This window comes from Lysobacter sp. Soil_C_15, assembly GCF_057657315.1.
Genome location: NZ_JBDGIR010000005.1, coordinates 147183 through 167266 on the forward strand (window position 1 = coordinate 147183; position 20084 = coordinate 167266).

Genomic DNA, 20084 nt, shown 5'->3' on the forward strand with positions numbered 1-20084 from the left:
CGCCCATCGGGCCGGGCTTCGGCCGGGGCCGCTTGCGTACACCGCTGCGGGTGGTCGCGGCTCACGCCGCTCCTACAAGGGATGCTTATGTAGGAGCGGCGTGAGCCGCGACAGCCGATGCGGCGGAATACCACGTTGGCGCCCGAAGCGGGGCTATCCGGGGGGAATGACCGCCCGCGCCCATCGGGCCGGGCTTCGGCCGGGGCCGCTTGCGTACACCGCTGCGGGTGGTCGCGGCTCACGCCGCTCCTACAGGGGCAGGACGTCGCTGCGGCTTGGCTGATAAATGTCAGCTTTCGCCCCTGCGCACGGCCCGGGCCGCGGCGGCGGCGCTAAGCTCGCGGGCGACGCAGCGGTCGCGGTGTCGGCCGGCGAACGGAGGCGAGGGATGAAGCAGACCTACCCAGGCAGCTGCCATTGCGGCGCGGTGCGGTTCGAATGCGATCTGGACCTGGCCGCAGGCACGCGGCGTTGCAATTGCAGCTTCTGTCTGAAGACGCGGATGTGGAAGGCGTTCGCGATGGCCGGCGAATTTCGCCTGTTGCAGGGCGAGCAGGAACTGGGCGACTACCGCGCCGCCGATTCGCAATGGCCGCAGGGCCACGTCCATCACCACTTCTGCCGGCGCTGCGGCGTGCGTCCCTTCAGCCGCGGCTATCTGGAGATGGAACCGTTCAACGGCTGGTTCCATGCGGTCAATGTCGCCTGCCTGGACGGACTGGGCGACGCGGCCCTGGCGGCGATCCCGGTCGAGTACGAGGACGGTCGCCACGATCGCTGGGAGTCGGCGCCGGCGGCGCCGGGGTATCTGTGATGTGGTCTCTAGGCGTCCCAGCGGGGATCGCTTGACCGGTTGGCCTCCGGATTGGAGACCGGTCGCCCAGTATGGCCGGGGAGGCCGGGCTTGGCCGTTGTGCGGCGTATCGTGCGTCCTTTAAGTTCGGAAATACCGCGTATTGGCCGAGGGGGACAAGGATGGCTGCCGTACCGAAGAAGGTTTCTGAACGCCTGGTTGCCGGTTTGAAGCGCTATCAGCCGATTTTGTCGGCCGCAAGAGCGCGCGACGTCGGCGAGGCCGACACCGTCACTATCATCAAAGATATGCTTGCGGACGTCTTCGGGTACGACAAGTACTCGGACGTGACCTCGGAGCACTCGATCCGCGGCACTTTCTGCGATCTGGCGATCCGGATCGATGGTCAGCTGCAAACCCTGATCGAAGTCAAGGCGATCGGCCTCGAACTCAAGGATGCGCACGTCAAGCAAGCGATCGACTACGCCGCCAACCAGGGTGTGGACTGGGTGTTGCTGACCAACGGTATTACTTGGCGCGTCTATCACCTGGTGTTCGCCAAGCCGATCGATCAGGAGCTGGTGCTGGAGATCGACTTCTGCGCACTGAATCCACGCGTGGATGGCGACCTGGAGTTGCTCTACCTATGGTGCAAGGAAGGCTGGCAGCGATCGGTGCTGGGTGAGTACCATACACAGAAACAAGCCCTGTCGCGCTTCTTCGTGGGCGCCATGTTGCAGACGGACACGGTGCTGGACGTGATACGCCGCGAGCTGCGTAGGGTGTCGCCGGATGTGCGAATCGACGCGTCCCAGATCCGAGAGGTTCTGGTGAACGAGGTCATAAAGCGTGAGGTACTTGAGGGCGACAAGGCAGAGGACGCGAGGAAGAAGATCGCCCGCGCCGCTAACAAGGCACTGCGCGCCGCGTCGACGAAGCCGGAGAAGCCGAATAAAGGCGCGGATCCGGAGGTCGAAACCGTTTCCGCTTGACAGATGTCCGTTGGTCGGTGGTTGCCAGGACGGCAAGGCGACGCAGCGCCTGCGACCCGAACCGGTATCCTGGCGGTCTTCGCCGCCACCGCCGGACCCGCCATGACCACTTACATCGCCCTGCTGCGCGCCGTGAACGTCGGCGGCACCGGCAAGTTGCCGATGGCCGAGTTGCGGGCGATGTGCGAGGCGGCAGGGTTCGAGGACGTGCGTACCTACATCGCCAGCGGCAACGTGGTGTTGCGCAGCAAGCTCAGCGCGCAGCGGGTGCGGGCGGCATTGGAAGAAAAGCTGCAGGCGTATGCCGGAAAGCCGGTCGGGGTGGTGGTGCGTACCGGCGCGGACCTGCGGCGCGCGCTGGAAGCCAATCCGTTCAAGCAGGCGGCGCCGAACCGGGCGGTGCTGATCTTCCTCGACGACGCGCCGCCGGCCGATGCGCTGGCGGCGGCGAAGCACCGCAACGGCGAGGAGATCGCGCTCGGCGAGCGCGAGATCTACGTCCATTACGGCGACGGCATGGCCGATTCGAAGCTGACCATTCCGGCCGCCAAGGCCGGCACCGCGCGCAACTTGAACACGGTGGCCAAGCTGATCGAGATGGCCGGCGCTTGAGGCCGCGTCTCGCCGGCGCGCATGCGCACGCGCGGCCGGCGATGCGAGCGGGCGTTTACTGCAGCGGCTGCAGGCCGAGCGAGGCGAACAACTGGTTCTGCGCCTTCTTGGCGATCGAGCGCGGCAGTTTGACCAGGAAGCCGTCGCCGGCCAGGGCCACGTCGCCCTGCAGGATCAGGCCGTTGATGCGCACGTAGCTCTTGATCGAGTAGCGCTCGCCGGCGCGGTCCAGCTCCAGGAACATCGGCGCGGTCAGAAAGCCCTTGCCCTTGCGGTAAACCTGGCGCGCGCCCTCGCTGCGGATGAGCGCATAACCGTTGCCGGCGGCCCAGGCGGCGACCGCGCCGGCCACGTCCTGGTCCGAGGAGAACTCGACCAGATCGAACTGATGCTTGCCGTTCTTGGCCACCAGCGCCATCACGTTGAGCAGACCGAGCCCGCACAGCCCGCCGAAGATCGCCATCCCTATGATCGAACCCATATCCGTCCTTGATTGATTGTGTGGCCTGCCGCGACCGTCGCGGCCGGGAAGGGGCGGGCACTATAACAGCGGCCTTGCCGGCCCAAGTTGCGCCAAACCGACAGTGGCCGGGCGCGCGCGCCGCGTCCGCCGGAGGCCAGCGCAGCGGCGCCGGGCAGGGGCGCGCCCGGCCGGAGCCCGGCGCTTCCGGTGCCGGGGGATGCCGTACTAGACTCGGGGGCATGCGAAATCCCCTGCAAGATCAATTGTTGAAGGCCGGGCTGGCCAAGAAGTCCCAGGTGTCCCAGGCCGTGCGCGAGCAGGCCAAGCAGCGCCAGGGCAAGGCGCCCGCGGCGCCGAAGGAAGACCAGGTCGACGTCGACCGTTTGCGCGCCGAACGCGCCGAGCGCGATCGCGCGCTTGCGGCCGAGCGCAATGCGCAGGCGCGCGCGCACGAGCTGCGCGCGCAGGTGCGGCAGATCGTCGAGGCCAACCGGGTCGAGCGCAAAGGCGAAATCGACTATCGCTTCGCCGACGGCGACAAGATCAAGAGCCTGCTGGTCGACAAGGCGCTGCGCACCCAACTGGCCAGCGGCGCGCTGGTGATCGCGCGCCTGGACGAGGGCTACGAACTGCTGCCGCGCGCGGCCGCGCAGAAGGTGCGCGAGCGCGACCCGGCGGCGATCGTGCTCGATCACGGCGCGCCGCCGGCGGCCGCGCCGGCGGGCGAGGACGACGAGTACTACGCGCAGTTCCAGGTGCCCGACGACCTGGTCTGGTAACGACACCGGGACGGACGGGGTTAAGTGCTCTTAGCCCCCTCCGTCCCCTTTGTTGCCTTTTCCGCATTCGAGCATCGCGCCATGTCCACGCCTCCGGCGACGACGCGTCTGTACCGCTTCCGGCTCGACGCGATCCAGTCGCGCTACGGCGCCGGAAACTTCGACGACGCCGGCGACGCGATCGCTGCCGAACTGGTCGCGGCCTGCGCAGACGGCGGCGTACCGCCGCTGTCGTTCGACTTCGATGCCGCCCACCCCAATCCCTGGTTCCACACCCTGGTGGCGACGGTGCACGGGCTGACGCCGGCACAACACGACGATTTTCTGAGCCGGCTCGCCCTGGCCGGGCTCGAGCCGGAGGACGACACCGGGACGCAGGGGGGTAAGCGCGCTTAACCCCCTCCGTCCCTTTCGCGTGGGCTCGCGTGGCGAGCCTGCGCATGCCGGCACTTCGGCAGCCGGCGCTGCGGCGCGAAAACGATAGAGGACCCATCCTGTCCGCATTGCGCCTATAAGGTGGGCGCCTCTTCCACTGCGCCCACGAGGCCTTGCCATGCTGACCCTGATCCACTCGCCGCATTCGCGTTCGACCCGCATCATCGCCCTGCTCAAGGAGCTCGATGCGCTCGATCGGGTCGAAGTGCGGCCGGTGGAGATCCAGCGCCAGGGCCAGGATCGACCCTTCGCCGGCGATGCGCGCAATCCGCATCCGGAAGGCAAGGTGCCGGTGCTGCTGCACGACGGAGTCGAGATCTGGGAAAGCCCGGCGATCATCCAGTACCTGACCGACCTGTTCCCGGAGCATGGCCTCGGCGCGCCGATCGGCAGCCGCGAGCGCGGCCGCTACCTGTCCTGGCTGAGCTGGTACGGCGGCGTGATCGAGCCGGTGCTGCTGCTGGCGGCGATCGGGGTCGAACATCCCTTCCTCACCGCGACCTTCCGCGGCGTGGCCGAGATGGAAGCGCGCCTGGGCAAGGCGCTGGAGCACGCGCCGTATCTGCTCGGCGACCGCTACAGCGCCGCGGACCTGCTGCTGCATACGCCGTTCGTGTGGTTCTCCAAATCGATGCCGGCCAACCCGGCGATCCAGGACTGGGTGCGCCGCTGCAGCGAGCGGCCGTCGTCGCAGTTCGCCGCCGAGTACGACCAGGCCCTGTTGGCCCAGGCCTGAGCGACCTACCGGCGCGTCTTCCCCGCGAAAGCGGGGATGCAAGGCGAGCCAAGACCTGGGCCACCTCCCCAGCACGTCATCACCGCGTAGACGCGCATCTGGGGTGCATATCCGGCGCGTCAAGGCCTGAGCGCCCCATCCAGCACGTCATCCCCGCGAAAGCGGGGATCCAGGGCTTCACCGCGACACGCCCCTCCTGTTTGAGGCTTCAACGATGGACGCCGCAACCTCATTCGCGCACCACAGCGTTGCGGCGCCGACGGCCCGCAACGCTGGACCTCAAGCGAGGTCGAGGTCGTAAGGTGGCGGCAGTCCAACACGCCGAGACCGACGATGTCGCCGCAGCCGGAATCCACCCTGCCGCAGGAAGACCTGCGGCTGTACCTGCAACGCCTGGGCTACGGGCGCGCGCCGGCGCCGACCCTGGACAGCCTGCGCGAGCTGCAACGCCGGCACAGCCATGCGTTCGTGTTCGAAACGATCGACACCCTGCTGCAGGCGCCGATCCCGATCGATCTGCCGTCGCTGCGCCGCAAGTTGTTGCACGGCGGCCGTGGCGGCTACTGCTACGAACTCAACGGCCTGTTCCTGGCCCTGCTGCAGCAACTGGGCTTCCAGGCGCGCGGCCTGACCGGGCGGGTGCTGATGGGCGGCCCGGAGGACGCCGTCACCGCGCGCACCCACTTGGTGGCGCTGGTCGAGATCGACGGCGAACGCTGGCTCGCCGACGTCGGCTTCGGCGGCATGGTGCCGACCGGGCCGCTGCGGCTGGACGAGACCGGCGAACAGGCCACCCCGCACGAGCCGTACCGGCTGGAGCGTCGCGAGTCCGGCCAATACCTGCTGCGGGCCAGGGTCGGCGAGGAATGGCGGGCGATGTACGTGTTCGACCTGGCGCCGCAGGAGCCGATCGATTACGTAGTCGGCAATTGGTACGTGTCCTCGCACCCGCAGTCGCCGTTCCGCGGCCAACTGTTCGTCGCCCGCACCGGGCCCGGCTGGCGCAAGACCTTGAACAATGACAGCTACGCGGTGCACCGCCTGGGCCAGCCCAGCGAACGGCGCGAACTGGCCGACGCCGATGCGGTGATCGCGGTGCTGCGCGGGGAGTTCGGCCTGCGCCTGGCCGACGAGGCCAAGTTGCGCGAGGCGATCGGGCGGCAGCGGGCAGGCTGACGCCCGCGGTCTGGCCGCGTCCGCGTCCTTGCGCGATACTGGGCGCCCGCCGCGCCGAGCGCGGCCCGCACCCGCCATCAGGACGGCGCATGAAATCCATCGTTTCGGTGGTCGACTGGTACGGTCCCTACACGCTCGAGCAAGCGCGCCAGGCGGCGGTGGACTTCGACGACGGCATCTACCTGGCCATCGGCAAGCAGAAGTGGAAGCACAAGGTGCGGATGCAGTACGTCGGCCTGGCTTCGAGCCTGCCGACGCGGCTCAACGGCGCCCACCACAAGCTGCCGCTGATCAACCGCGACCTCAAGATCTGGCTCGGCGAGGTCGCCTCGCCGCGTTCGCCGGGCAAGAAGGTCAAGGTCACCGACCGCATGCTCGACCTGACCGAATGGGCGCATTGCTACTTCCTGCAGCTGCCGCTCAACGCCAAGAAGAAGGCCAGGCCGCCGGATCGGGCGATCATGGTCTACAACCGCTGGTGGAAGACCGACGGCGAGACCGCGTGCCGGCAGCGTCCGAACCGCGCCTGGCCGGACCTGATCGACTACCTGGGCCAGGAGTATCCGGCCAAGCTGGTCTGGTTCGGCGGCCGCCAGCGCGTCGACCGGGTGGAGGATTTCCGTCCCGGCTAGTCCGTCCGGGCCAGGCCGGCGGCCGATCCCGGCGCGCTCGCCGCCGACGCACGGGCGTGTACTTGCCCGCGCTCAGTCGCTATAGGTGTCGATCTCGTGGCCGCCGCGGGCGGCATGGCTGAAGAACGCCAGCCAGCGCAGCACGGTGTGGGTCAGGCCGCGCTCGCGTCCGCCGTTGCCGTGGCGGTCGAGCAGTTCGATCAGCTCGTGCACCATGGCGCCGGCCTGTTGCGGCGAGAAGCGCGGATCGTCGAAGAACGCGCACCACAGCGCATGCAGCTGCGGATAGCGCGCGGCGTCGTCGGCGGCCATCTGCAGCACGTATTCCTCGCCGTGACGGATGCTCTCCTCGCGTCCGCCGGCGCTCATGTCGAATCCCATGTCGCCGGTTCCGCTCAGTCGATCAGTTCGAAACCGGCCGGCGCGATGCGCGGCGGCGGGCGGTCGCAGTGGTACATGTCCAGGTAAATCGAGGTCTCGCGCGTGCCGCACACCACCCGGTAGCGATCGACGACGTGATGATCCGGCTCGCCCGGAGCCAGCGGCTTGCCGGCCAGCAGCGCTTCGACCAGCTGCGCCGACTGCGCCTCGGTCATGTCCGCCGGCAAGGGCGTGCGCTCGCCGACGCTGCCGGCGCGTTCGAACTGCGGATGGCTGCGGTCGGGGCAGACCAGGCGGGCGAGGTAGCGGCGTTCGCCCTCGGGTTCGCAGACTTTGATCGCGCTGGCGACGGTGCTGCCCGGTGCGGCCGCGGCCTCAGGCGGCGACGGCGCCGCGGCGGAGCCGGCGGAGGCGAATACGAGAACGAGCAGGGCGGCGTGCATGGGCAGAGGTCCTTTCCGCGAGGTCGGCCACAGCATAGGGCAAAGGCGCGCGAATGCGATGCTGCGGCGCGCGCGGACATTAGCGCGGGGTGACGGCAGGGTGAGGCGGAACGAAAGCCGTGCGCATGGTTGGCGGGTTCATTCGCACTCGTCGGCTGGTGCGCGATGAACGCGCGAACATTCATCCCGGGTTCGCGCGCGCCATCCAGAATCGAGTCTCCCCCAGCACAGGAGCGCGCCATGAGGCAGATCATCCTGGCCCTCGCCCTGGCGGCCTGCGTACCGGCCGTCGCTGCGGCGCAGGACGCGGACGGTCCGGTCGCATTGACCGAGCATCAGATCCGCACCCGCCTCGCCGAACAGGGCTACACCAAGGTCAACGACCTGAAGTTTTCCGATGGCGTCTGGCACGCCGACGCGCGCAGCGCGGACGGCAACCGGGTGCAGGTGCGGCTGGATCCGGGCGGCGGCACGGTGTTCGCCAACGAACTGGTCGCACGCATGAGCGAACGCGATGTCCGCGCCGCGCTGTCGGCGGCCGGCTACACCAATATCCACGACGTGGACTACGAGGACGGCATCTGGAACGCCGAGGCCGACGATCCGGCCGGCAAGGACGTCGAGCTGAAGATCAATCCCAACAACGGCAAGATCATCGGCAAGGAAAAAGACTGAGCGCACGGCGCCCGCGGGCATCCCGGTGCCCGCGTCGCGCCCGCAACGGCCCCGGCCGCCCGCGCGGCCGCGGCCGTTGCGTCGGCCTCAAGCGTAGAAATCGCCCAGCACCACGGCGACGCTCTGGGTGCCGTTCAACTGGATCGACGGGTTCTGGTCGCACAGGTCGTCGTAGGGAAACCCGTAGGCCAGGCCGTTGGCGCTGACCGCATGGGTCAGCTGCGCCCAGGCGTTCCAGGTGCCGCCGGCCGGATAGAAGCCGCCGGCGGCGCCGGCGCAATCGGCGTCGTCGAGCAGGTAACTCACCACCCCACGGTTGAACGCCGCGGCGATGTTCTTGCCGACGTTGAGTTGCGCGGGGCCGCCGTTGGCCAGGGCGTTGTTGCACTGCCAGACATCGAGCGAGCCGAACTGCACGGTCGACGGCGCCGCGCCGGTCAGCGCGAACGCCAGGGGCGGCGCCGCAGCCTGCCATTCGGCCAGGGTCGGATATTGGCCGGCGTAGAAGTTCAACACCCCGCTGCCGGCGTCGACCACGCCGGTGTAGTAGCCGCTGGCGACGTCGTGCACCACCAGCGGTCGGGTCTGCCAGTTGCGGTACCAGGTGGAGATCTCAGCATCGAACCAGGTGACTGCGGCGCTGCCATACGTGGGGTCGCCGGTCAGGGTCTTGGGCGAGATCGCGCGCAGCCAGGACACGCCGGCCGGATAGGCCGGCGCGGCCGCCGCCGCGATCGCGATCGCCAGCGGTTGCCCGGCCAGCGGCGCCGGCAAGGCCTGCACCTGGGCGATGACCGCGTCGCGCGACGCCGTCAGCACCCCCTGCGCGCTGCCGCCGGGCGTGCCGTCCAGGCTCAGGGCGAAGCCGAACTGGTCGACCTGAGTGGTGTTGCCGTTGAAGTTGCCGTCGCTGTCGTAGGAGAACTCGATCCAGTCGAACAGGCATTGCGCGCCGGGACCGCCCTGGTACGGCACCGGTGCGGTGTAGCCGCCGCTCAGCACGGTGAACGGCAGCCGCGGCACGCCGACCGAGATGTAGATGCGGCCGCTGAAGGCGGCGCTGCCGGTGCCCAGGCTGGGGATGTTCGCGGTGTTGATCTGCGACACGTCGATTCGGGTCGGCGTGCCGCTGCGCGCCAGGACGATCGAGTAGTCGGCCCAGGCATCGGGGTAGTTGCCGGCCAGCGCGGCGACGGCGGCCGGATCGAGCAGGTCGGCGCCGGGAAAGCTGCCCGCGGCCAGGGTGTTGTCGCCGGTCTGCATCGGCCAGGGCAGGCCGGACGCGTCGAGGCGGTAGAAGCCGCCGGGCACCAGGCCGACGATGTAGGCGTAAACCGGGACGTCTTCGGCCAGGTCGGTCTGGGTGGCATCCAGGGTCAGCGGGACGGTCATGGTGGTCTCCGAAGCGTTGAGTGGCGCGACCGGCCGGTCGCGCCCGATGGCGGGAACGCGCCAGGGCGGGCGCTGTGAAGCGTCGTCGCCGAACCGTGCCGAAGGACCGTCGGGCGGCGATGCGCCGGGCGCGCGAAAAAATCTTCGCAGGTTTGTCGATCGCGAAGGCCGCGGTTCGTCGCAGTGAGGAGCAGGCAGGAAACCGCGCCGGCCCGGTACAGAAAAAATCATCCGAGCTTGTCGATTCCTGCGATCCTGTTTCGTCGCTATCGGGAGCAGGCAGGAAACGATCCCAACCCGGAACGCCGGACCCGCCCGCCGCTATCGCCCTTCCATCCTCTTTCAACAAGGACTTCGCCATGACCAGCCACGCCCAGATCTTCGTCAACCTGCCGGTCAAGAACCTCGACCGCTCCGTCGCCTTCTTCACCCAGGTCGGCTACAGCTTCAATCCGCAGTTCACCGACGAGAACGCGACCTGCATGATCCTGGGCGAGAACCTGTTCGCGATGCTGCTGGTCGAGCCGTTCTTCCAGACCTTCACCAAAAAGAGCCTGTGCGACACCAGCAAGAGCGTGGAGTCCCTGGTCGCCCTGCCGGTCGGCAGCCGCGCCGAGGTCGACGCCCTGATCGCCAAGGCCGCCGCGGCCGGCGGCAAGGTCCTCGGCGAGCCGCGCGACTACGGCTTCATGTATTCGCATGGCTACGAAGACCTGGACGGCCATACCTGGGACGTGTTCTACATGGACATGAGCGCGATGCCGCAGCAGTAAAGCTTCCCCGGCCCGTCTCGCCGCCGCGAACGGGCTGCAGCGCAAGCCGCCGCAAGGCGGCTTGCGTTCGTCTGGAGGAATAGTTTGTCGGCAGACAAAGTCCCCCTTGCGCCGTTCCTGCAGAAAGCAGCGCCGCTTCTGCTGTTCCCCCCTTTGAAAAAGGGGGGCAGGGGGGATTTGCTCTATGCCGGACGTTCGCGCCCTTTCGACCGGATGCAGAACGCGGTCCCGAACGCCGACGGCGTGATTGGCTGGTCTGCGCGTCCCGGGGTCGCGGCTTGCGCCGCTCCTACCCCGGTGCGGAGCGCGGCTTCGTCGAGCGGCGGCGTCGTTGCGTTTTCTGCGCGTTCCCGGTCGCGGCTCACGCCGCTCCTACAAGGGCACGCGTCGCGCAAGACAACGCGCACGCCTTTGCTGTTCCCCCCTTTGAAAAAGGGGGGCAGGGGGGATTTGCTCTATGCCGCGTGAGTTCGCGCCCTTTCTGCGCGTCCCCTGTCGCGGCTCACGCCGCTCCTACAGGGGGTGCGCGGTGGGCCGGGCTCAGGCGCCGGGGGCTTTGAACTCCTGGCGCAGCCAGTCGTCGATCAGGCGCTTTTCGTAGCGCAGCGGGTCGCTGTCGCTAAGCGGGCGCGGCCCCATCAGGAAGCTGAGGTCGCGCAGGGTGCGCTGGCCTTCCTCGAGCACCCGGCCGTCGGAGTCGGTACGTTTGAAGTTCAGCACGATGCGCGGCGGATAGATGTCGCGGACGACGCGGGTGTCGTCGAACTGCGGCCCGTGCCAGGGCTCGTAGTCGCCGGCACGCTTGATGTCGGTGATGTCGACCGCGAGCTGCTCGCCGGCCGGCAATTCCTTCTGCGCGCGCTGGCGCAGGTGCTGGGCCAGTTGCTCGACCCAGTTGCCGCGGCGGGCGTCGTAGCGATTGCGGCTGTAGCGGATCTCGGCGAAGTTGGCCGGGTCCTCCCAGCGCACGCTGACCGGGCCCTGCTCGGGCAGGGCGCGCGGCGCTTCGGGATCGGTGACGGTGCGCGAGCGGGCGCCGGCGTCCCCGGCCGCCAGCGCGGCGGCCGACAACGCGATGACGAGCGCGATCCGGAGTTTCATGGCGGGCTCCCAGGCGATGGGTACGACGATATTGTCCGCCTGCGTCCGCGCGCGGAACAAGCGAAACCGGGTTAAACGCCGACTCGGCACGAAGGCCGTTGGCGCCAATTCACGATCGTGCGTCGGCCGTGTCGGCGGTGCCCGTTCAGGCCGTCATTCGCAACCGACTCCGTCGCCGTCGCGGTCCAGCCGCGGGCTATAGCCCGGATCGCCGCGCCGTACCGGCGCGGCCCCGGCGGCGCGTGCCGCGCTGCAATTGGCGAATGCGCCGCCGCCCGGCGCGACGTTCGCGGGCGCCCACGACGAGGACAGCGCGGGCCGCGGGCGCGCCGATGGAGCGGCGGCCCAGGCCGCCGCCGGCGCGGTGCCGCGGTGGCAGTGATAGCCGCCGCGCTTGCGATCGTTGTGGCAGCCGTGTTTGTCCAGCCCGCCGCCGTGACCGAAGGCCGGTACGGTCGCGCCCAAGGCGAGCGCGACCAGGAAAAAAACGATTTGCCTGTGCATGAATGGATCCCCCGTGCTCGTCCCAACGCGGCGGGAGCGGGAAATCGGTCATGCGTCGGCGCAAGCCCGACTCGAACGCCGTCGCTGCGCGACGGCGCGGGTTCGGCTCAGGCCGCGAAAGCGCGGCGGACGTCGGCGAAGTCCATCACCGGGCGCACTTCGATCCGGCCGGTGCGGCTCCAGGGGAATTCCTGGGCGATGCGCAGGGCCTCGTCCATGTCGGCCGCCTCGATCAGGTTGAAGCCGCCCAGGTACTCCTTGGCTTCGGCGAAGGGGCCGTCGAGGAAAGTGGTGCGGCCGCCGCGGGTGCGCAGCGACACGGCCTTGGCCGGCGGCGCGAGCATCTGCGAGTCCAGCAGGACGCCGTCGGCGTGCAGCCGATCGGCATGGGCCAGGCAGCCGCGCATCATGGTTTCGTACTCGCCGGGCGGCAGGGCTTCGATCAGGCTGTCGTCGTTGTAAATCGAAACGAGGAACTTCATGGGGGCCTCGGAAGCGGAGTCGGGAGGAGTCGTGGCGGACCGCGACGGCGCCGAGCATAACGCCTATGCGGCGCTGCGCCAGGGACGATGGTCGGAGAGCTTGGGCGAGGCCGATCGCAGGCGTTGCGACGGTCGACCGCGTCGCCGCGCAGGGCGACAATGACGCAATCCGTTCAATCCGCCCCTCGCATGTCCGACTTCGCCTGCCGCCCGATCGCCTGGCTGCGCTCGCCTTATGCGCAACGCATCGATGCGCCGCACCAGCCGACCGTGGTCCAGGGCACCGAAACCGGCGTCGCGCAAGAGGCGCGGATCGAATTCGCCGACGACATTCCCTTCCAGGCCTATGCCGACCTGCAGGGCTTCGAGCGGATCTGGCTGATCTTCGCGTTTCACCGTAGCCAGGGCTGGAAGGCGCAGGTCAAGCCGCCGCGCGGCGGGCCCAAGCGCGGCGTGCTGGCGACGCGTTCGCCGCATCGGCCGAACCCGCTGGGTCTGTCGGCGGTGGAACTGGTCGCGGTCGAACCGGGCGCGCTGCGGGTGCGCGGGGTCGATCTGCTCGATGGCACGCCGGTGCTCGACATCAAGCCCTACGTGCCTTACGCCGATGCGTTCGCGCAGGCGCGCGCGGGCTGGATCGATGCGATCGACGCCGCGCAGGGGCGGCAGTCGGCACCGGGCCCGAAGCGGCCGCGCCGGCCGCGCACGCCCGCCGCCGACTGAGGCGCCGGCGTCTTACCTCGCGCGTCATCGGTGCGCCTACGTAATCGAGCGCAGGAAGTTGTACCGATTTTGCGATTTCGTGATAACAGTCGGATTTCGACGCAATAGTGCGATCGATGCCGCAGTCCGAGCGGAGAATCGGCTTGACCCTGTGGGTACCCGGATGTAGTTTCCGGCCGGGTTAATTAGCTTGTCGGTTTAGAGGCGCTTCAGGCCTCCTTTTGCGCGCCCGTCGCGCTTCGTTCGTACAGGAAGTCCGTCATGACCGCCGATGGTTCCCGCCGTGCCGGCGCCTCGCCGCCTGCCGCCGCCACATCGCACCGTATCGAAGATCGTCGCATCGTCCTGCAGCGCGTGATCCACGCGCCGCGCGACTTGGTGTTCCTGGCCTGGACCGATCCGGTCCACATCGCGCGCTGGTGGGGGCCGCACGGCTTTCGCAGCGTGGTCCGGCAGATGGACGTCGCCACCGGCGGCGAGTTCCGCATCTGCATGGTCGGTCCCGACGGCGTCGAATACCCGCTGCGCGGCCGCTATCAGGAACTGGTCGCGCCCGAGCGCCTGGTGTACTGGGTCGACTGGGACGATCCCGCGCGCCCGCCGCAGCCTTCGTTGAATCGGGTCAGTCTGGCCGAACGCGGCGATGGCCACACCGAAGTCTCGTTGGAGCTGGAGTTCGCCAGCGCCGGCGAGCGCGAGGACGTGCAGACCCAGCAGGTCGTGCCGGGCTGGGGCGAGTGCTTCGAGCGCCTGGACGCGTACCTCGCGCAACGCTGAGCGCGGCGCGTCCGCGCGCTTGCTCTTACACTGACCGAGGCGGTGCGCGTTGCGGCCGCGTCCGTCGCCGCAACGCGGCGATGGCGCCGCGCGCCGGTCCGGCCGCCGTACGGTCCGCGATCACGGAGGCTTTCCTGCGCATGGTTCCGGTTACTGGCTCGTCCGTCCCCGCCGCCGAGGCCGCGCCGATCGTATCGATCCGCGGCCTGGCCAAGACCTACGCCGGCGGCTTCCAGGCGCTGAAGCGGGTCGATCTGGACATCCGCCGCGGCGAGATCTTCGCCTTGCTCGGCCCCAACGGCGCCGGCAAGACCACCTTGATCAGCATCGTCTGCGGCATCGTCAACCCCAGCGAAGGCACGGTGCTCGCCGACGGACACGACATCGTCCGCGACTACCGCGCCGCGCGCGCGACCATCGGCCTGGTGCCGCAGGAACTGCACACCGACGCCTTCGAAACGGTGTGGGACACGGTCAAGTTCAGCCGCGGCCTGTTCGGCAAGGCGCCCGACGCGGCCTATCTGGAGCGGGTGCTGCGCGAGTTGTCGCTGTGGGACAAGCGCGGCGAGAAGATCATGGCCCTGTCCGGCGGCATGAAGCGACGGGTGCTGATCGCCAAGGCGCTGTCGCACGAGCCGAGCATCCTGTTCCTCGACGAACCCACCGCCGGCGTCGACGTCGAGTTGCGGCGCGAGATGTGGGCGATGGTGTCGCGGCTGCGCGCCAGCGGGGTCACCATCATCCTGACCACTCACTACATCGACGAGGCCGAAGAGATGGCCGACCGGGTCGGGGTGATCGACCGCGGCGAACTGGTGCTGGTCGAGGACAAGCGCGCGCTGATGCGCAAGCTGGGCAAGAAGCAACTGACCCTGCAATTGCGGACCCCGCTGGCGGCGCTGCCGCAGGCGCTGGCCGAGCCGGCGCTGAGCCTGTCGGCCGACGGCGGCGAGCTGACCTACACCTTCGACGCCCAGTCCGAGGAAACCGGGATCGCCGCCCTGCTGCGCCGGCTCGGCGAGCACGGGATCGACTTCAAGGACCTGCACACCTCGCAGAGCTCGCTGGAGGAGATCTTCGTCAACCTGGTCAAGTCGCCGGCGGCGCAGCGCGCGGCGCCCGGCGACGGCAAGGCGGAGGATGCGGCATGAACTGGCATGCGATCCGGGCGATCTACTACTTCGAGATGCACCGCACGTTCCGCACCCTGATGCAGTCCATCGCCACCCCGGTGCTGTCGACCTCGCTGTACTTCATCGTGTTCGGCTCGGCGATCGGCTCGCGCATGGTCGAGATCGACGGCATCGGCTACGGCGCCTTCATCGTGCCGGGCCTGGTGATGATGGCGCTGCTGACCGAGAGCATCTCCAACGCCTCCTTCGGCATCTACCTGCCGAAGTGGTCGGGCACGATCTACGAGCTGTTGTCGGCGCCGGTGTCTTTCGTCGAGGCGGTGGCCGGCTACGTCGGCGCGGCGGCGACCAAGTCGGTGATCCTGGGCGCGCTGATGTTGCTCACCGCGCGGTTCTTCGTCGATTTCCAGATCGTGCATCCGCTGTGGATGGCGACCTTCCTGGTCCTGACTGCGGTCACCTTCAGCCTGTTCGGCTTCATCATCGGGGTCTGGGCCGACGGCTTCGAGAAGCTGCAGATGATCCCGATGATGGTGGTGATGCCGCTGACCTTCCTCGGCGGCAGCTTCTATTCCATCGACATGCTGCCGCCGTTCTGGCGCTCGCTGTCGTTGTTCAACCCGGTGGTGTACCTGGTCAACGGCTTCCGCTGGAGCTTCTACGGCAAGTCCGACGTGGACATCGGGCTCAGCGTCGGCATGACGGTCGGGTTCATGCTGCTGTGCCTGGTCGCGGTGTGGTGGATTTTCCGTACCGGGTACAAGCTCAAGCGCTGAGGCTCGCCCACACCCCCACCCTTCTCAGCTCGGCACTTTCCTCGGTCGTCGCGAGCGGGAGAGGGCCAGGGTGAGGGCGAGCGCGGCAGGCGCGGGTTTCGTCGTGACCGACTGCCGCGCGCCCCTCGTCCCCTGCAGGCTGAGCGCAACGTGCCCGTCGCCCAACCCTGCCGCAGCCCCGCCGCGCGGAGTATGCTGCGCCGGTCCCGGCCCGGCCGCGCTGAGCGCAGCGCGGTCGACGCGCCGGCCAGCGGGAGCCCACGCGGATGACCGACCACCAGCAACTCCACCGTGGCCTGAGCGAGCGCCACATCCGCCTGATGGCGCTCGGCGCGGCGATCGGCGTCGGCCTGTTCCTGGGCTCGGCCAACGCGATCAAGCTGGCCGGCCCCGGTATTCTGCTGGCCTACCTGCTCGGCGGCGCGGCGATCTTCATCATCATGCGCGCGCTGGGCGAGATGGCCGTGCACCATCCGGTCGCCGGCTCGTTCAGCCGCTACGCCCGCGACTACCTGGGGCCGCTGTCGGGCTATCTGACCGGCTGGAACTACTGGTTCCTGTGGCTGGTGACCTGCGTGGCCGAGATCACCGCGGTCGGCGTGTACATGCAGGTCTGGTTCCCCGGCTCGGCGCAATGGGCCTGGGCGCTGGCGGCGCTGGTGGCGATGGGCTCGGTCAACCTGATCGCGGTCAAGGCCTACGGCGAGTTCGAATTCTGGTTCGCGATGATCAAGGTCGTGACCATCGTGGTGATGATCCTGGCCGGCCTGGCGATGATCCTGTTCGGCTTCGGCAACAACGGCGTCGCCACCGGCATAAGCAACCTGTGGGCCCACGGCGGCTTCTTCCCCAACGGCGCCCAGGGCGTGCTGATGTCGCTGCAGATGGTGATGTTCGCGTACCTGGGCGTGGAGATGATCGGCCTGACCGCGGGCGAGGCGGCCAACCCGGCCAAGTCGATCCCCGACGCGATCAACTCGGTGTTCTGGCGGATCGTGATCTTCTACGTCGGCGCGCTGTTCGTGATCCTGTCGCTGTACCCGTGGAACGAGTTGGGCACCACCGGCAGCCCGTTCGTGATGACCTTCGAGCGGATGGGCATCCGCGAGGCGGCCGGCATCATCAACTTCGTGGTCCTGACCGCGGCGCTGTCGTCGTGCAACAGCGGCATCTTCAGCACCGGGCGCATGCTCTACAACCTGGCCCAGCAGGAGCAGGCGCCGGCGTTGTTCGCGCGCACTTCCGGCGGGGTGCCGCGCGCGGCGATCCTGGTCTCGGTGGCGGTGCTGCTGATCGGCGTGGCGCTGAACTACCTGGCCCCGGCCAAGGTGTTCGTGTGGGTGACCTCGATCGCCACCTTCGGCGCGATCTGGACCTGGGGCGTGATCCTGGTGGCGCACATGAAGTTCCGCGCCCGCCTCAGCCCGACCGAACGCGCCGCGCTCGCCTTCAAGGCACCGATGTACCCCGTGGGTTCGTGGATCGCGCTGGCCTTCCTGGTGCTGGTGATCGGGCTGATGGCCTACTTCCCCGACACCCGGGTGGCGCTGATCGTCGGCCCGGCGTTCCTGATCCTGCTGACGGTGCTGTTCTACGCGATGGGCTACCACCGCCGCGAAGCGCTGGCCTGATCCTGCGTTCCGCCGTCGGCCCACGAACGCCGTCCCGCTTGCGGGGCGGCGTCGCACTTATCGCCCACGCACTTATGACCCAGTCGGTTTTTCGTTGCCGGCCGGCACGGCACAATACCGTCCGATTCGGGGCCGTGCCGGGGAGCGCGCGGCCCGGCCCGTCCGCAACGCGACCCGACCGCAGCATGCCGCAACCGCCCACCGACCTGTCCGCGCTGCTCGCCGGCGCCCACGCCGCCATCGCCCAGGCGCGCGACGTCGAGGCCGTGCGCCTGCTGCAGCAGGTGCTGGAGCGCGACCCCGGCAACCTGCACGCGCAATACCTGCTGGCGATCCAGCACGCCCAGGTCGGCCTGTACGAGCGCGCCGAGCAGCGCCTGCGCGCGGTGTTGACCCAGGTGCCGGGCTTCGTGGTGGCGCGCTTCCAGTTGGCGCAGTTGCTGCTGATGCGCGGCACCGGCGGCGACGCGCGCCACTGGCTGCAGCCGGTGCTGGACGCACCGGCGCCGCTGGGCGACTACGCTCGCGCCCTGGATGCGGCCGCCGCCGGCGAGGCCGCGCGCGCCTGCGCCCTGATCGAGACCGCCCAGCGCTTGCCGCAGCCGATTCCGGAGTTGGCCGCCGATATGCAGCGCCTGTTGGCGCAACTGCGCGCGACCGCCGTGGCCTGAGCGCCGTCGCCGCGGCCGCTCAGACCGGCAGGTTCACCACCGCCGTCGCCACGCAGGCCAGGCCGATCAGGGCCAGGTGCAGCAGCTGCAGGTTGTCCTGACGGATGTAGTAGGCGAACCAGCTGCCGCCGAGCAGCATCAGCAGGCAGGTGGCCATGAACGAGGCCAGCGCCAGGGTCGCCAGCGCGGCCGGCTCGGCGCTGGTGCCGGCGTAGCCGAACGCGGCCGCCCACAGCAGCGCCGCGCTGACGACTTCCGCCGCCAACACCACGCTCAGCACCGCGCGGTGCCAGCCGATCGCTTCGACCCGGCGCCGCTGCAGCGGCGTCTGGATCGCCGGCGCCTGGTCCAGCGGCGCCATGCGCATGATCTGGCCGATCGCGAACACGCCGTTGCGGAAGGCGACGAGGTTGTTGAACGCGACCACGCTCAGCCAGGCGGCGAGGCCGGCGAGCAGGACGGACTTGAACACGATCAGGCTGAAAGCGAGGGACACGGCGGGGCTCCTGGAGGTCGGTGCGCCCGCGGCATTACGGGGCGTTTGCTGATTCGACGATCCAGGGCGGCGATTTTGGACATCGCCCGCCTGACAAGTTTTTGCCGCCGCAAACGCAGCGGGAGGGGCCTGCCCCTCCCGCAAAGACGGCGAACCGGCCGGCGGATTACTCGGCGTCGGGCGTCGGCAGCACGTAATAGGCCTCGACCGTGCCCTTGTGCTTCATCGTCATCGGATTGCCGCGGCGGTCGAGCGACTTGCCGACCGGCAGGCGCACCCAGCCTTCGCTGATGCAGTATTCCTCGACGTTGGTCTTCTCCACGCCGTTGAAGCGGATGCCGATGCCGCGCTCGAGCACGGCCGGGTCGTGGAACGGGCTGCGCGGGTCGTTGGAGAGGCGGCCGGGCGGGGTGTCGGTCATGCGGAAGGCTCGTTCGGTTGGGCGTGCGGGTGCGGCGGGCTGGCGGGCAGCCGGGTCTAGCGCCGGCCTCGGCCGGCGACGGCCAGGATACGCGCGCGGCCGGCCCCGGCCCAGTCCTGCACCGGGGACGGAGGGGGGTAAGCTGGCTTGACCCCCTCCGTCCCTGGCGATGGCGCGATGCGACTGTTCTGGACTTGCCTGCTGGCGCTGGGCCTGACCGCTCCCACCCCGGGACGGGCGGCCGATGCCCAGGCCGAGATCGCGCCGTCGGCGATGCATCCGGCATCCGCCGGCCGCTTCCGCGTCGCCGGCTTCGGCCGGGTCGCGTATGAGCCGGACCGGTTCGGTTTCGCCTTCGTCGTGGTCAGCGCGGCGGCCGAACCGGGCGCGGCGCGCGAGCGGCACGAGCGGGACCTGGCCCAGGTGCGCGCGGCGATCGACGCGCAGCGCGCCGAGCTGGACGAAACCGGCGCCGACGCGACCGGACTGCAGCGGCGCGACGATGCCGCGGCGACCCGCTACCGCTACCAAACCCGCTTCGCCCTGCGCCTGCGCAGCCGCGAGGCCTTGATGCGCCTGCAGCAGCGCCTGGCCGAGCTGGGCGTCGAGGAACTCGATCGGGTGCAGCCGCTGTCGCAACGCCTGCCCGAATACGCCGAACAGGCGCGCCAGCTGGCCATGCAGGACGCGCGAAGCAAGGCCGAAACCCTGGCCGCGGCCGCGGGTTGGCGCCTGCTCGGCCCGGTCGCGGTGCGGATCGAAAACGACCGGCCATGGTGGACGCCGTCGCCGCCGATCGCGCCCCAGTACGGCGCGCGCGCCTACAACTACGCCGCCGAGGCGCCCGCGCGCGGCAGCGAAACGACCGCGCAGGTCGATGTCGAATACGCCTACGCGCGCTGATCCGCGACGCTCCGCCCGGCCTGCGGCCGTGGCGCGTGTTGCCGCCGCGTCGCGGCCGATCCGTTGCCGCGCAAGGTTCTTCGGCGCGGTGCGGCGGCGCGTGTAAATCCGCCGGCCGCGCCGGCATCGCGTCGCCACACCCGGCGTGGCGAACCGGCCGGGCTTGGGGCAGGATCGGACCTCG

Annotated in this window: 26 protein-coding genes; 17 read left to right on the top strand and 9 right to left on the bottom strand. The window is 69.3% G+C overall.

Features of this window, described 5'->3' with window-relative positions; translation table 11 throughout:
- Positions 1 to 388 precede the first annotated feature (388 nt).
- From AC3A57_RS13430 to AC3A57_RS13440, 3 genes are all read left to right on the top strand, one after another.
- Positions 389 to 814, top strand: coding sequence for a GFA family protein (locus AC3A57_RS13430; protein ID WP_487579360.1), 426 nt, complete (start codon positions 389 to 391; stop codon positions 812 to 814).
- 161 nt (positions 815 to 975) lie between these two features.
- Positions 976 to 1785, top strand: coding sequence for a type I restriction enzyme HsdR N-terminal domain-containing protein (locus tag AC3A57_RS13435; RefSeq protein ID WP_487579361.1), 810 nt, complete (start codon positions 976 to 978; stop codon positions 1783 to 1785).
- 102 nt (positions 1786 to 1887) lie between these two features.
- A complete protein-coding gene (locus tag AC3A57_RS13440; protein WP_487579362.1) occupies positions 1888 to 2397 on the top strand; it encodes a DUF1697 domain-containing protein in 510 nt (169 codons plus the stop codon).
- Positions 2398 to 2452: 55 nt separating this feature from the next.
- On the opposite strand, the gene AC3A57_RS13445 is transcribed toward AC3A57_RS13440, so the two are convergent.
- Complete coding sequence (locus AC3A57_RS13445) at positions 2453 to 2878, bottom strand: hypothetical protein (protein WP_487579363.1); 426 nt, start codon at positions 2876 to 2878, stop codon at positions 2453 to 2455.
- 221 nt (positions 2879 to 3099) lie between these two features.
- Here AC3A57_RS13445 and AC3A57_RS13450 point away from each other — a divergent pair, with 221 nt between their 5' ends.
- The 5 genes from AC3A57_RS13450 to AC3A57_RS13470 all read left to right on the top strand — a co-directional run bounded on the left by AC3A57_RS13450 (position 3100) and on the right by AC3A57_RS13470 (position 6618).
- Positions 3100 to 3639, top strand: coding sequence for a DUF2058 domain-containing protein (locus tag AC3A57_RS13450; RefSeq protein ID WP_487579364.1), 540 nt, complete (start codon positions 3100 to 3102; stop codon positions 3637 to 3639).
- An 81-nt stretch (positions 3640 to 3720) separates the two neighbouring features.
- Positions 3721 to 4035 carry a hypothetical protein gene (locus AC3A57_RS13455; protein ID WP_487579365.1) on the top strand — a complete coding sequence of 105 codons (315 nt, stop codon included), beginning with the start codon at positions 3721 to 3723 and terminating at the stop codon, positions 4033 to 4035.
- 157 nt (positions 4036 to 4192) lie between these two features.
- Positions 4193 to 4810 carry a glutathione S-transferase family protein gene (locus tag AC3A57_RS13460; protein ID WP_487579366.1) on the top strand — a complete coding sequence of 206 codons (618 nt, stop codon included), beginning with the start codon at positions 4193 to 4195 and terminating at the stop codon, positions 4808 to 4810.
- A gap of 333 nt (positions 4811 to 5143) precedes the next feature.
- Positions 5144 to 5986 carry an arylamine N-acetyltransferase family protein gene (locus tag AC3A57_RS13465; RefSeq protein WP_487579367.1) on the top strand — a complete coding sequence of 281 codons (843 nt, stop codon included), beginning with the start codon at positions 5144 to 5146 and terminating at the stop codon, positions 5984 to 5986.
- Between the two features lie 89 nt (positions 5987 to 6075).
- Positions 6076 to 6618, top strand: a complete 543-nt coding sequence (locus tag AC3A57_RS13470; RefSeq protein ID WP_487579368.1) for a hypothetical protein — start codon at positions 6076 to 6078, stop codon at positions 6616 to 6618.
- Positions 6619 to 6690: 72 nt separating this feature from the next.
- On the opposite strand, the gene AC3A57_RS13475 is transcribed toward AC3A57_RS13470, so the two are convergent.
- Together AC3A57_RS13475 and AC3A57_RS13480 are read right to left on the bottom strand one after the other, a co-directional pair.
- Positions 6691 to 6999 (bottom strand): hypothetical protein, encoded by a 309-nt coding sequence (locus AC3A57_RS13475; protein WP_487579369.1) that lies wholly within the window; start codon positions 6997 to 6999, stop codon positions 6691 to 6693.
- 14 nt (positions 7000 to 7013) lie between these two features.
- Positions 7014 to 7442, bottom strand: coding sequence for a hypothetical protein (locus tag AC3A57_RS13480; RefSeq protein ID WP_487579370.1), 429 nt, complete (start codon positions 7440 to 7442; stop codon positions 7014 to 7016).
- Positions 7443 to 7682: 240 nt separating this feature from the next.
- Between AC3A57_RS13480 and AC3A57_RS13485 the strand changes: the two genes are divergently transcribed.
- Positions 7683 to 8117 carry a PepSY domain-containing protein gene (locus AC3A57_RS13485; protein ID WP_487579371.1) on the top strand — a complete coding sequence of 145 codons (435 nt, stop codon included), beginning with the start codon at positions 7683 to 7685 and terminating at the stop codon, positions 8115 to 8117.
- An 87-nt stretch (positions 8118 to 8204) separates the two neighbouring features.
- Here AC3A57_RS13485 and AC3A57_RS13490 read toward each other — a convergent pair whose 3' ends face one another.
- Positions 8205 to 9509 carry a beta-1,3-glucanase family protein gene (locus AC3A57_RS13490; protein WP_487579372.1) on the bottom strand — a complete coding sequence of 435 codons (1305 nt, stop codon included), beginning with the start codon at positions 9507 to 9509 and terminating at the stop codon, positions 8205 to 8207.
- A 359-nt stretch (positions 9510 to 9868) separates the two neighbouring features.
- Between AC3A57_RS13490 and AC3A57_RS13495 the strand changes: the two genes are divergently transcribed.
- The gene (locus tag AC3A57_RS13495; RefSeq protein ID WP_487579373.1) at positions 9869 to 10282 is read left to right on the top strand and encodes a VOC family protein; all 414 of its coding nucleotides are present in this window, start codon (positions 9869 to 9871) and stop codon (positions 10280 to 10282) included.
- 540 nt (positions 10283 to 10822) lie between these two features.
- Here AC3A57_RS13495 and AC3A57_RS13500 read toward each other — a convergent pair.
- The 3 genes from AC3A57_RS13500 to AC3A57_RS13510 form a co-directional block, all read right to left on the bottom strand.
- Positions 10823 to 11383, bottom strand: coding sequence for a DUF3016 domain-containing protein (locus AC3A57_RS13500; protein WP_487579374.1), 561 nt, complete (start codon positions 11381 to 11383; stop codon positions 10823 to 10825).
- 153 nt (positions 11384 to 11536) lie between these two features.
- Positions 11537 to 11887: an excalibur calcium-binding domain-containing protein gene (locus AC3A57_RS13505; protein WP_487579375.1), complete on the bottom strand. Its 351-nt coding sequence runs from the start codon at positions 11885 to 11887 to the stop codon at positions 11537 to 11539.
- A 107-nt stretch (positions 11888 to 11994) separates the two neighbouring features.
- Positions 11995 to 12369, bottom strand: a complete 375-nt coding sequence (locus AC3A57_RS13510; protein ID WP_487579376.1) for a YciI family protein — start codon at positions 12367 to 12369, stop codon at positions 11995 to 11997.
- A gap of 189 nt (positions 12370 to 12558) precedes the next feature.
- Between AC3A57_RS13510 and tsaA the strand changes: the two genes are divergently transcribed.
- From tsaA to AC3A57_RS13540, 6 genes are all read left to right on the top strand, one after another.
- Positions 12559 to 13092 (top strand): tRNA (N6-threonylcarbamoyladenosine(37)-N6)-methyltransferase TrmO, encoded by a 534-nt coding sequence (gene tsaA, locus AC3A57_RS13515; protein ID WP_487579377.1) that lies wholly within the window; start codon positions 12559 to 12561, stop codon positions 13090 to 13092.
- A 261-nt stretch (positions 13093 to 13353) separates the two neighbouring features.
- Positions 13354 to 13869 (top strand): SRPBCC domain-containing protein, encoded by a 516-nt coding sequence (locus AC3A57_RS13520; RefSeq protein ID WP_487579378.1) that lies wholly within the window; start codon positions 13354 to 13356, stop codon positions 13867 to 13869.
- A 140-nt stretch (positions 13870 to 14009) separates the two neighbouring features.
- Positions 14010 to 15020: an ABC transporter ATP-binding protein gene (locus AC3A57_RS13525; RefSeq protein ID WP_487579379.1), complete on the top strand. Its 1011-nt coding sequence runs from the start codon at positions 14010 to 14012 to the stop codon at positions 15018 to 15020.
- Positions 15017 to 15778 carry an ABC transporter permease gene (locus AC3A57_RS13530; RefSeq protein WP_487579380.1) on the top strand — a complete coding sequence of 254 codons (762 nt, stop codon included), beginning with the start codon at positions 15017 to 15019 and terminating at the stop codon, positions 15776 to 15778. Before AC3A57_RS13525 ends, AC3A57_RS13530 begins: the two co-directional genes overlap by 4 nt.
- A gap of 266 nt (positions 15779 to 16044) precedes the next feature.
- Positions 16045 to 17409: an amino acid permease gene (locus AC3A57_RS13535; RefSeq protein ID WP_487579381.1), complete on the top strand. Its 1365-nt coding sequence runs from the start codon at positions 16045 to 16047 to the stop codon at positions 17407 to 17409.
- A gap of 185 nt (positions 17410 to 17594) precedes the next feature.
- Entirely contained in the window at positions 17595 to 18080 is a 486-nt protein-coding gene (locus tag AC3A57_RS13540; RefSeq protein ID WP_487579382.1) for a tetratricopeptide repeat protein, read from the top strand.
- A gap of 19 nt (positions 18081 to 18099) precedes the next feature.
- Here the strand turns inward: AC3A57_RS13540 and AC3A57_RS13545 are convergent, their stop codons facing one another.
- Both AC3A57_RS13545 and AC3A57_RS13550 read right to left on the bottom strand, forming a co-directional pair.
- Positions 18100 to 18576, bottom strand: coding sequence for a DUF2165 family protein (locus tag AC3A57_RS13545; protein WP_487579383.1), 477 nt, complete (start codon positions 18574 to 18576; stop codon positions 18100 to 18102).
- A 166-nt stretch (positions 18577 to 18742) separates the two neighbouring features.
- Positions 18743 to 18997: a DUF3297 family protein gene (locus AC3A57_RS13550; RefSeq protein ID WP_487579384.1), complete on the bottom strand. Its 255-nt coding sequence runs from the start codon at positions 18995 to 18997 to the stop codon at positions 18743 to 18745.
- A 177-nt stretch (positions 18998 to 19174) separates the two neighbouring features.
- Here AC3A57_RS13550 and AC3A57_RS13555 point away from each other — a divergent pair, with 177 nt between their 5' ends.
- The gene (locus tag AC3A57_RS13555; RefSeq protein WP_487579385.1) at positions 19175 to 19900 is read left to right on the top strand and encodes an SIMPL domain-containing protein; all 726 of its coding nucleotides are present in this window, start codon (positions 19175 to 19177) and stop codon (positions 19898 to 19900) included.
- Positions 19901 to 20084 lie beyond the last annotated feature (184 nt).

Excerpts from the sequence above, each read along its gene's own strand:
- AC3A57_RS13430 (WP_487579360.1), top strand. The coding sequence starts at position 389 with ATGAAGCAGACCTACCCAGGCAGCTGCCATTGCGGCGCGGTGCGGTTC.
- AC3A57_RS13435 (WP_487579361.1), top strand. The coding sequence starts at position 976 with ATGGCTGCCGTACCGAAGAAGGTTTCTGAACGCCTGGTTGCCGGTTTG.
- AC3A57_RS13440 (WP_487579362.1), top strand. The coding sequence starts at position 1,888 with ATGACCACTTACATCGCCCTGCTGCGCGCCGTGAACGTCGGCGGCACC.
- AC3A57_RS13445 (WP_487579363.1), bottom strand. The coding sequence starts at position 2,878 with ATGGGTTCGATCATAGGGATGGCGATCTTCGGCGGGCTGTGCGGGCTC.
- AC3A57_RS13450 (WP_487579364.1), top strand. The coding sequence starts at position 3,100 with ATGCGAAATCCCCTGCAAGATCAATTGTTGAAGGCCGGGCTGGCCAAG.
- AC3A57_RS13455 (WP_487579365.1), top strand. The coding sequence starts at position 3,721 with ATGTCCACGCCTCCGGCGACGACGCGTCTGTACCGCTTCCGGCTCGAC.
- AC3A57_RS13460 (WP_487579366.1), top strand. The coding sequence starts at position 4,193 with ATGCTGACCCTGATCCACTCGCCGCATTCGCGTTCGACCCGCATCATC.
- AC3A57_RS13465 (WP_487579367.1), top strand. The coding sequence starts at position 5,144 with ATGTCGCCGCAGCCGGAATCCACCCTGCCGCAGGAAGACCTGCGGCTG.
- AC3A57_RS13470 (WP_487579368.1), top strand. The coding sequence starts at position 6,076 with ATGAAATCCATCGTTTCGGTGGTCGACTGGTACGGTCCCTACACGCTC.
- AC3A57_RS13475 (WP_487579369.1), bottom strand. The coding sequence starts at position 6,999 with ATGGGATTCGACATGAGCGCCGGCGGACGCGAGGAGAGCATCCGTCAC.
- AC3A57_RS13480 (WP_487579370.1), bottom strand. The coding sequence starts at position 7,442 with ATGCACGCCGCCCTGCTCGTTCTCGTATTCGCCTCCGCCGGCTCCGCC.
- AC3A57_RS13485 (WP_487579371.1), top strand. The coding sequence starts at position 7,683 with ATGAGGCAGATCATCCTGGCCCTCGCCCTGGCGGCCTGCGTACCGGCC.
- AC3A57_RS13490 (WP_487579372.1), bottom strand. The coding sequence starts at position 9,509 with ATGACCGTCCCGCTGACCCTGGATGCCACCCAGACCGACCTGGCCGAA.
- AC3A57_RS13495 (WP_487579373.1), top strand. The coding sequence starts at position 9,869 with ATGACCAGCCACGCCCAGATCTTCGTCAACCTGCCGGTCAAGAACCTC.
- AC3A57_RS13500 (WP_487579374.1), bottom strand. The coding sequence starts at position 11,383 with ATGAAACTCCGGATCGCGCTCGTCATCGCGTTGTCGGCCGCCGCGCTG.
- AC3A57_RS13505 (WP_487579375.1), bottom strand. The coding sequence starts at position 11,887 with ATGCACAGGCAAATCGTTTTTTTCCTGGTCGCGCTCGCCTTGGGCGCG.
- AC3A57_RS13510 (WP_487579376.1), bottom strand. The coding sequence starts at position 12,369 with ATGAAGTTCCTCGTTTCGATTTACAACGACGACAGCCTGATCGAAGCC.
- tsaA (WP_487579377.1), top strand. The coding sequence starts at position 12,559 with ATGTCCGACTTCGCCTGCCGCCCGATCGCCTGGCTGCGCTCGCCTTAT.
- AC3A57_RS13520 (WP_487579378.1), top strand. The coding sequence starts at position 13,354 with ATGACCGCCGATGGTTCCCGCCGTGCCGGCGCCTCGCCGCCTGCCGCC.
- AC3A57_RS13525 (WP_487579379.1), top strand. The coding sequence starts at position 14,010 with ATGGTTCCGGTTACTGGCTCGTCCGTCCCCGCCGCCGAGGCCGCGCCG.
- AC3A57_RS13530 (WP_487579380.1), top strand. The coding sequence starts at position 15,017 with ATGAACTGGCATGCGATCCGGGCGATCTACTACTTCGAGATGCACCGC.
- AC3A57_RS13535 (WP_487579381.1), top strand. The coding sequence starts at position 16,045 with ATGACCGACCACCAGCAACTCCACCGTGGCCTGAGCGAGCGCCACATC.
- AC3A57_RS13540 (WP_487579382.1), top strand. The coding sequence starts at position 17,595 with ATGCCGCAACCGCCCACCGACCTGTCCGCGCTGCTCGCCGGCGCCCAC.
- AC3A57_RS13550 (WP_487579384.1), bottom strand. The coding sequence starts at position 18,997 with ATGACCGACACCCCGCCCGGCCGCCTCTCCAACGACCCGCGCAGCCCG.
- AC3A57_RS13555 (WP_487579385.1), top strand. The coding sequence starts at position 19,175 with ATGCGACTGTTCTGGACTTGCCTGCTGGCGCTGGGCCTGACCGCTCCC.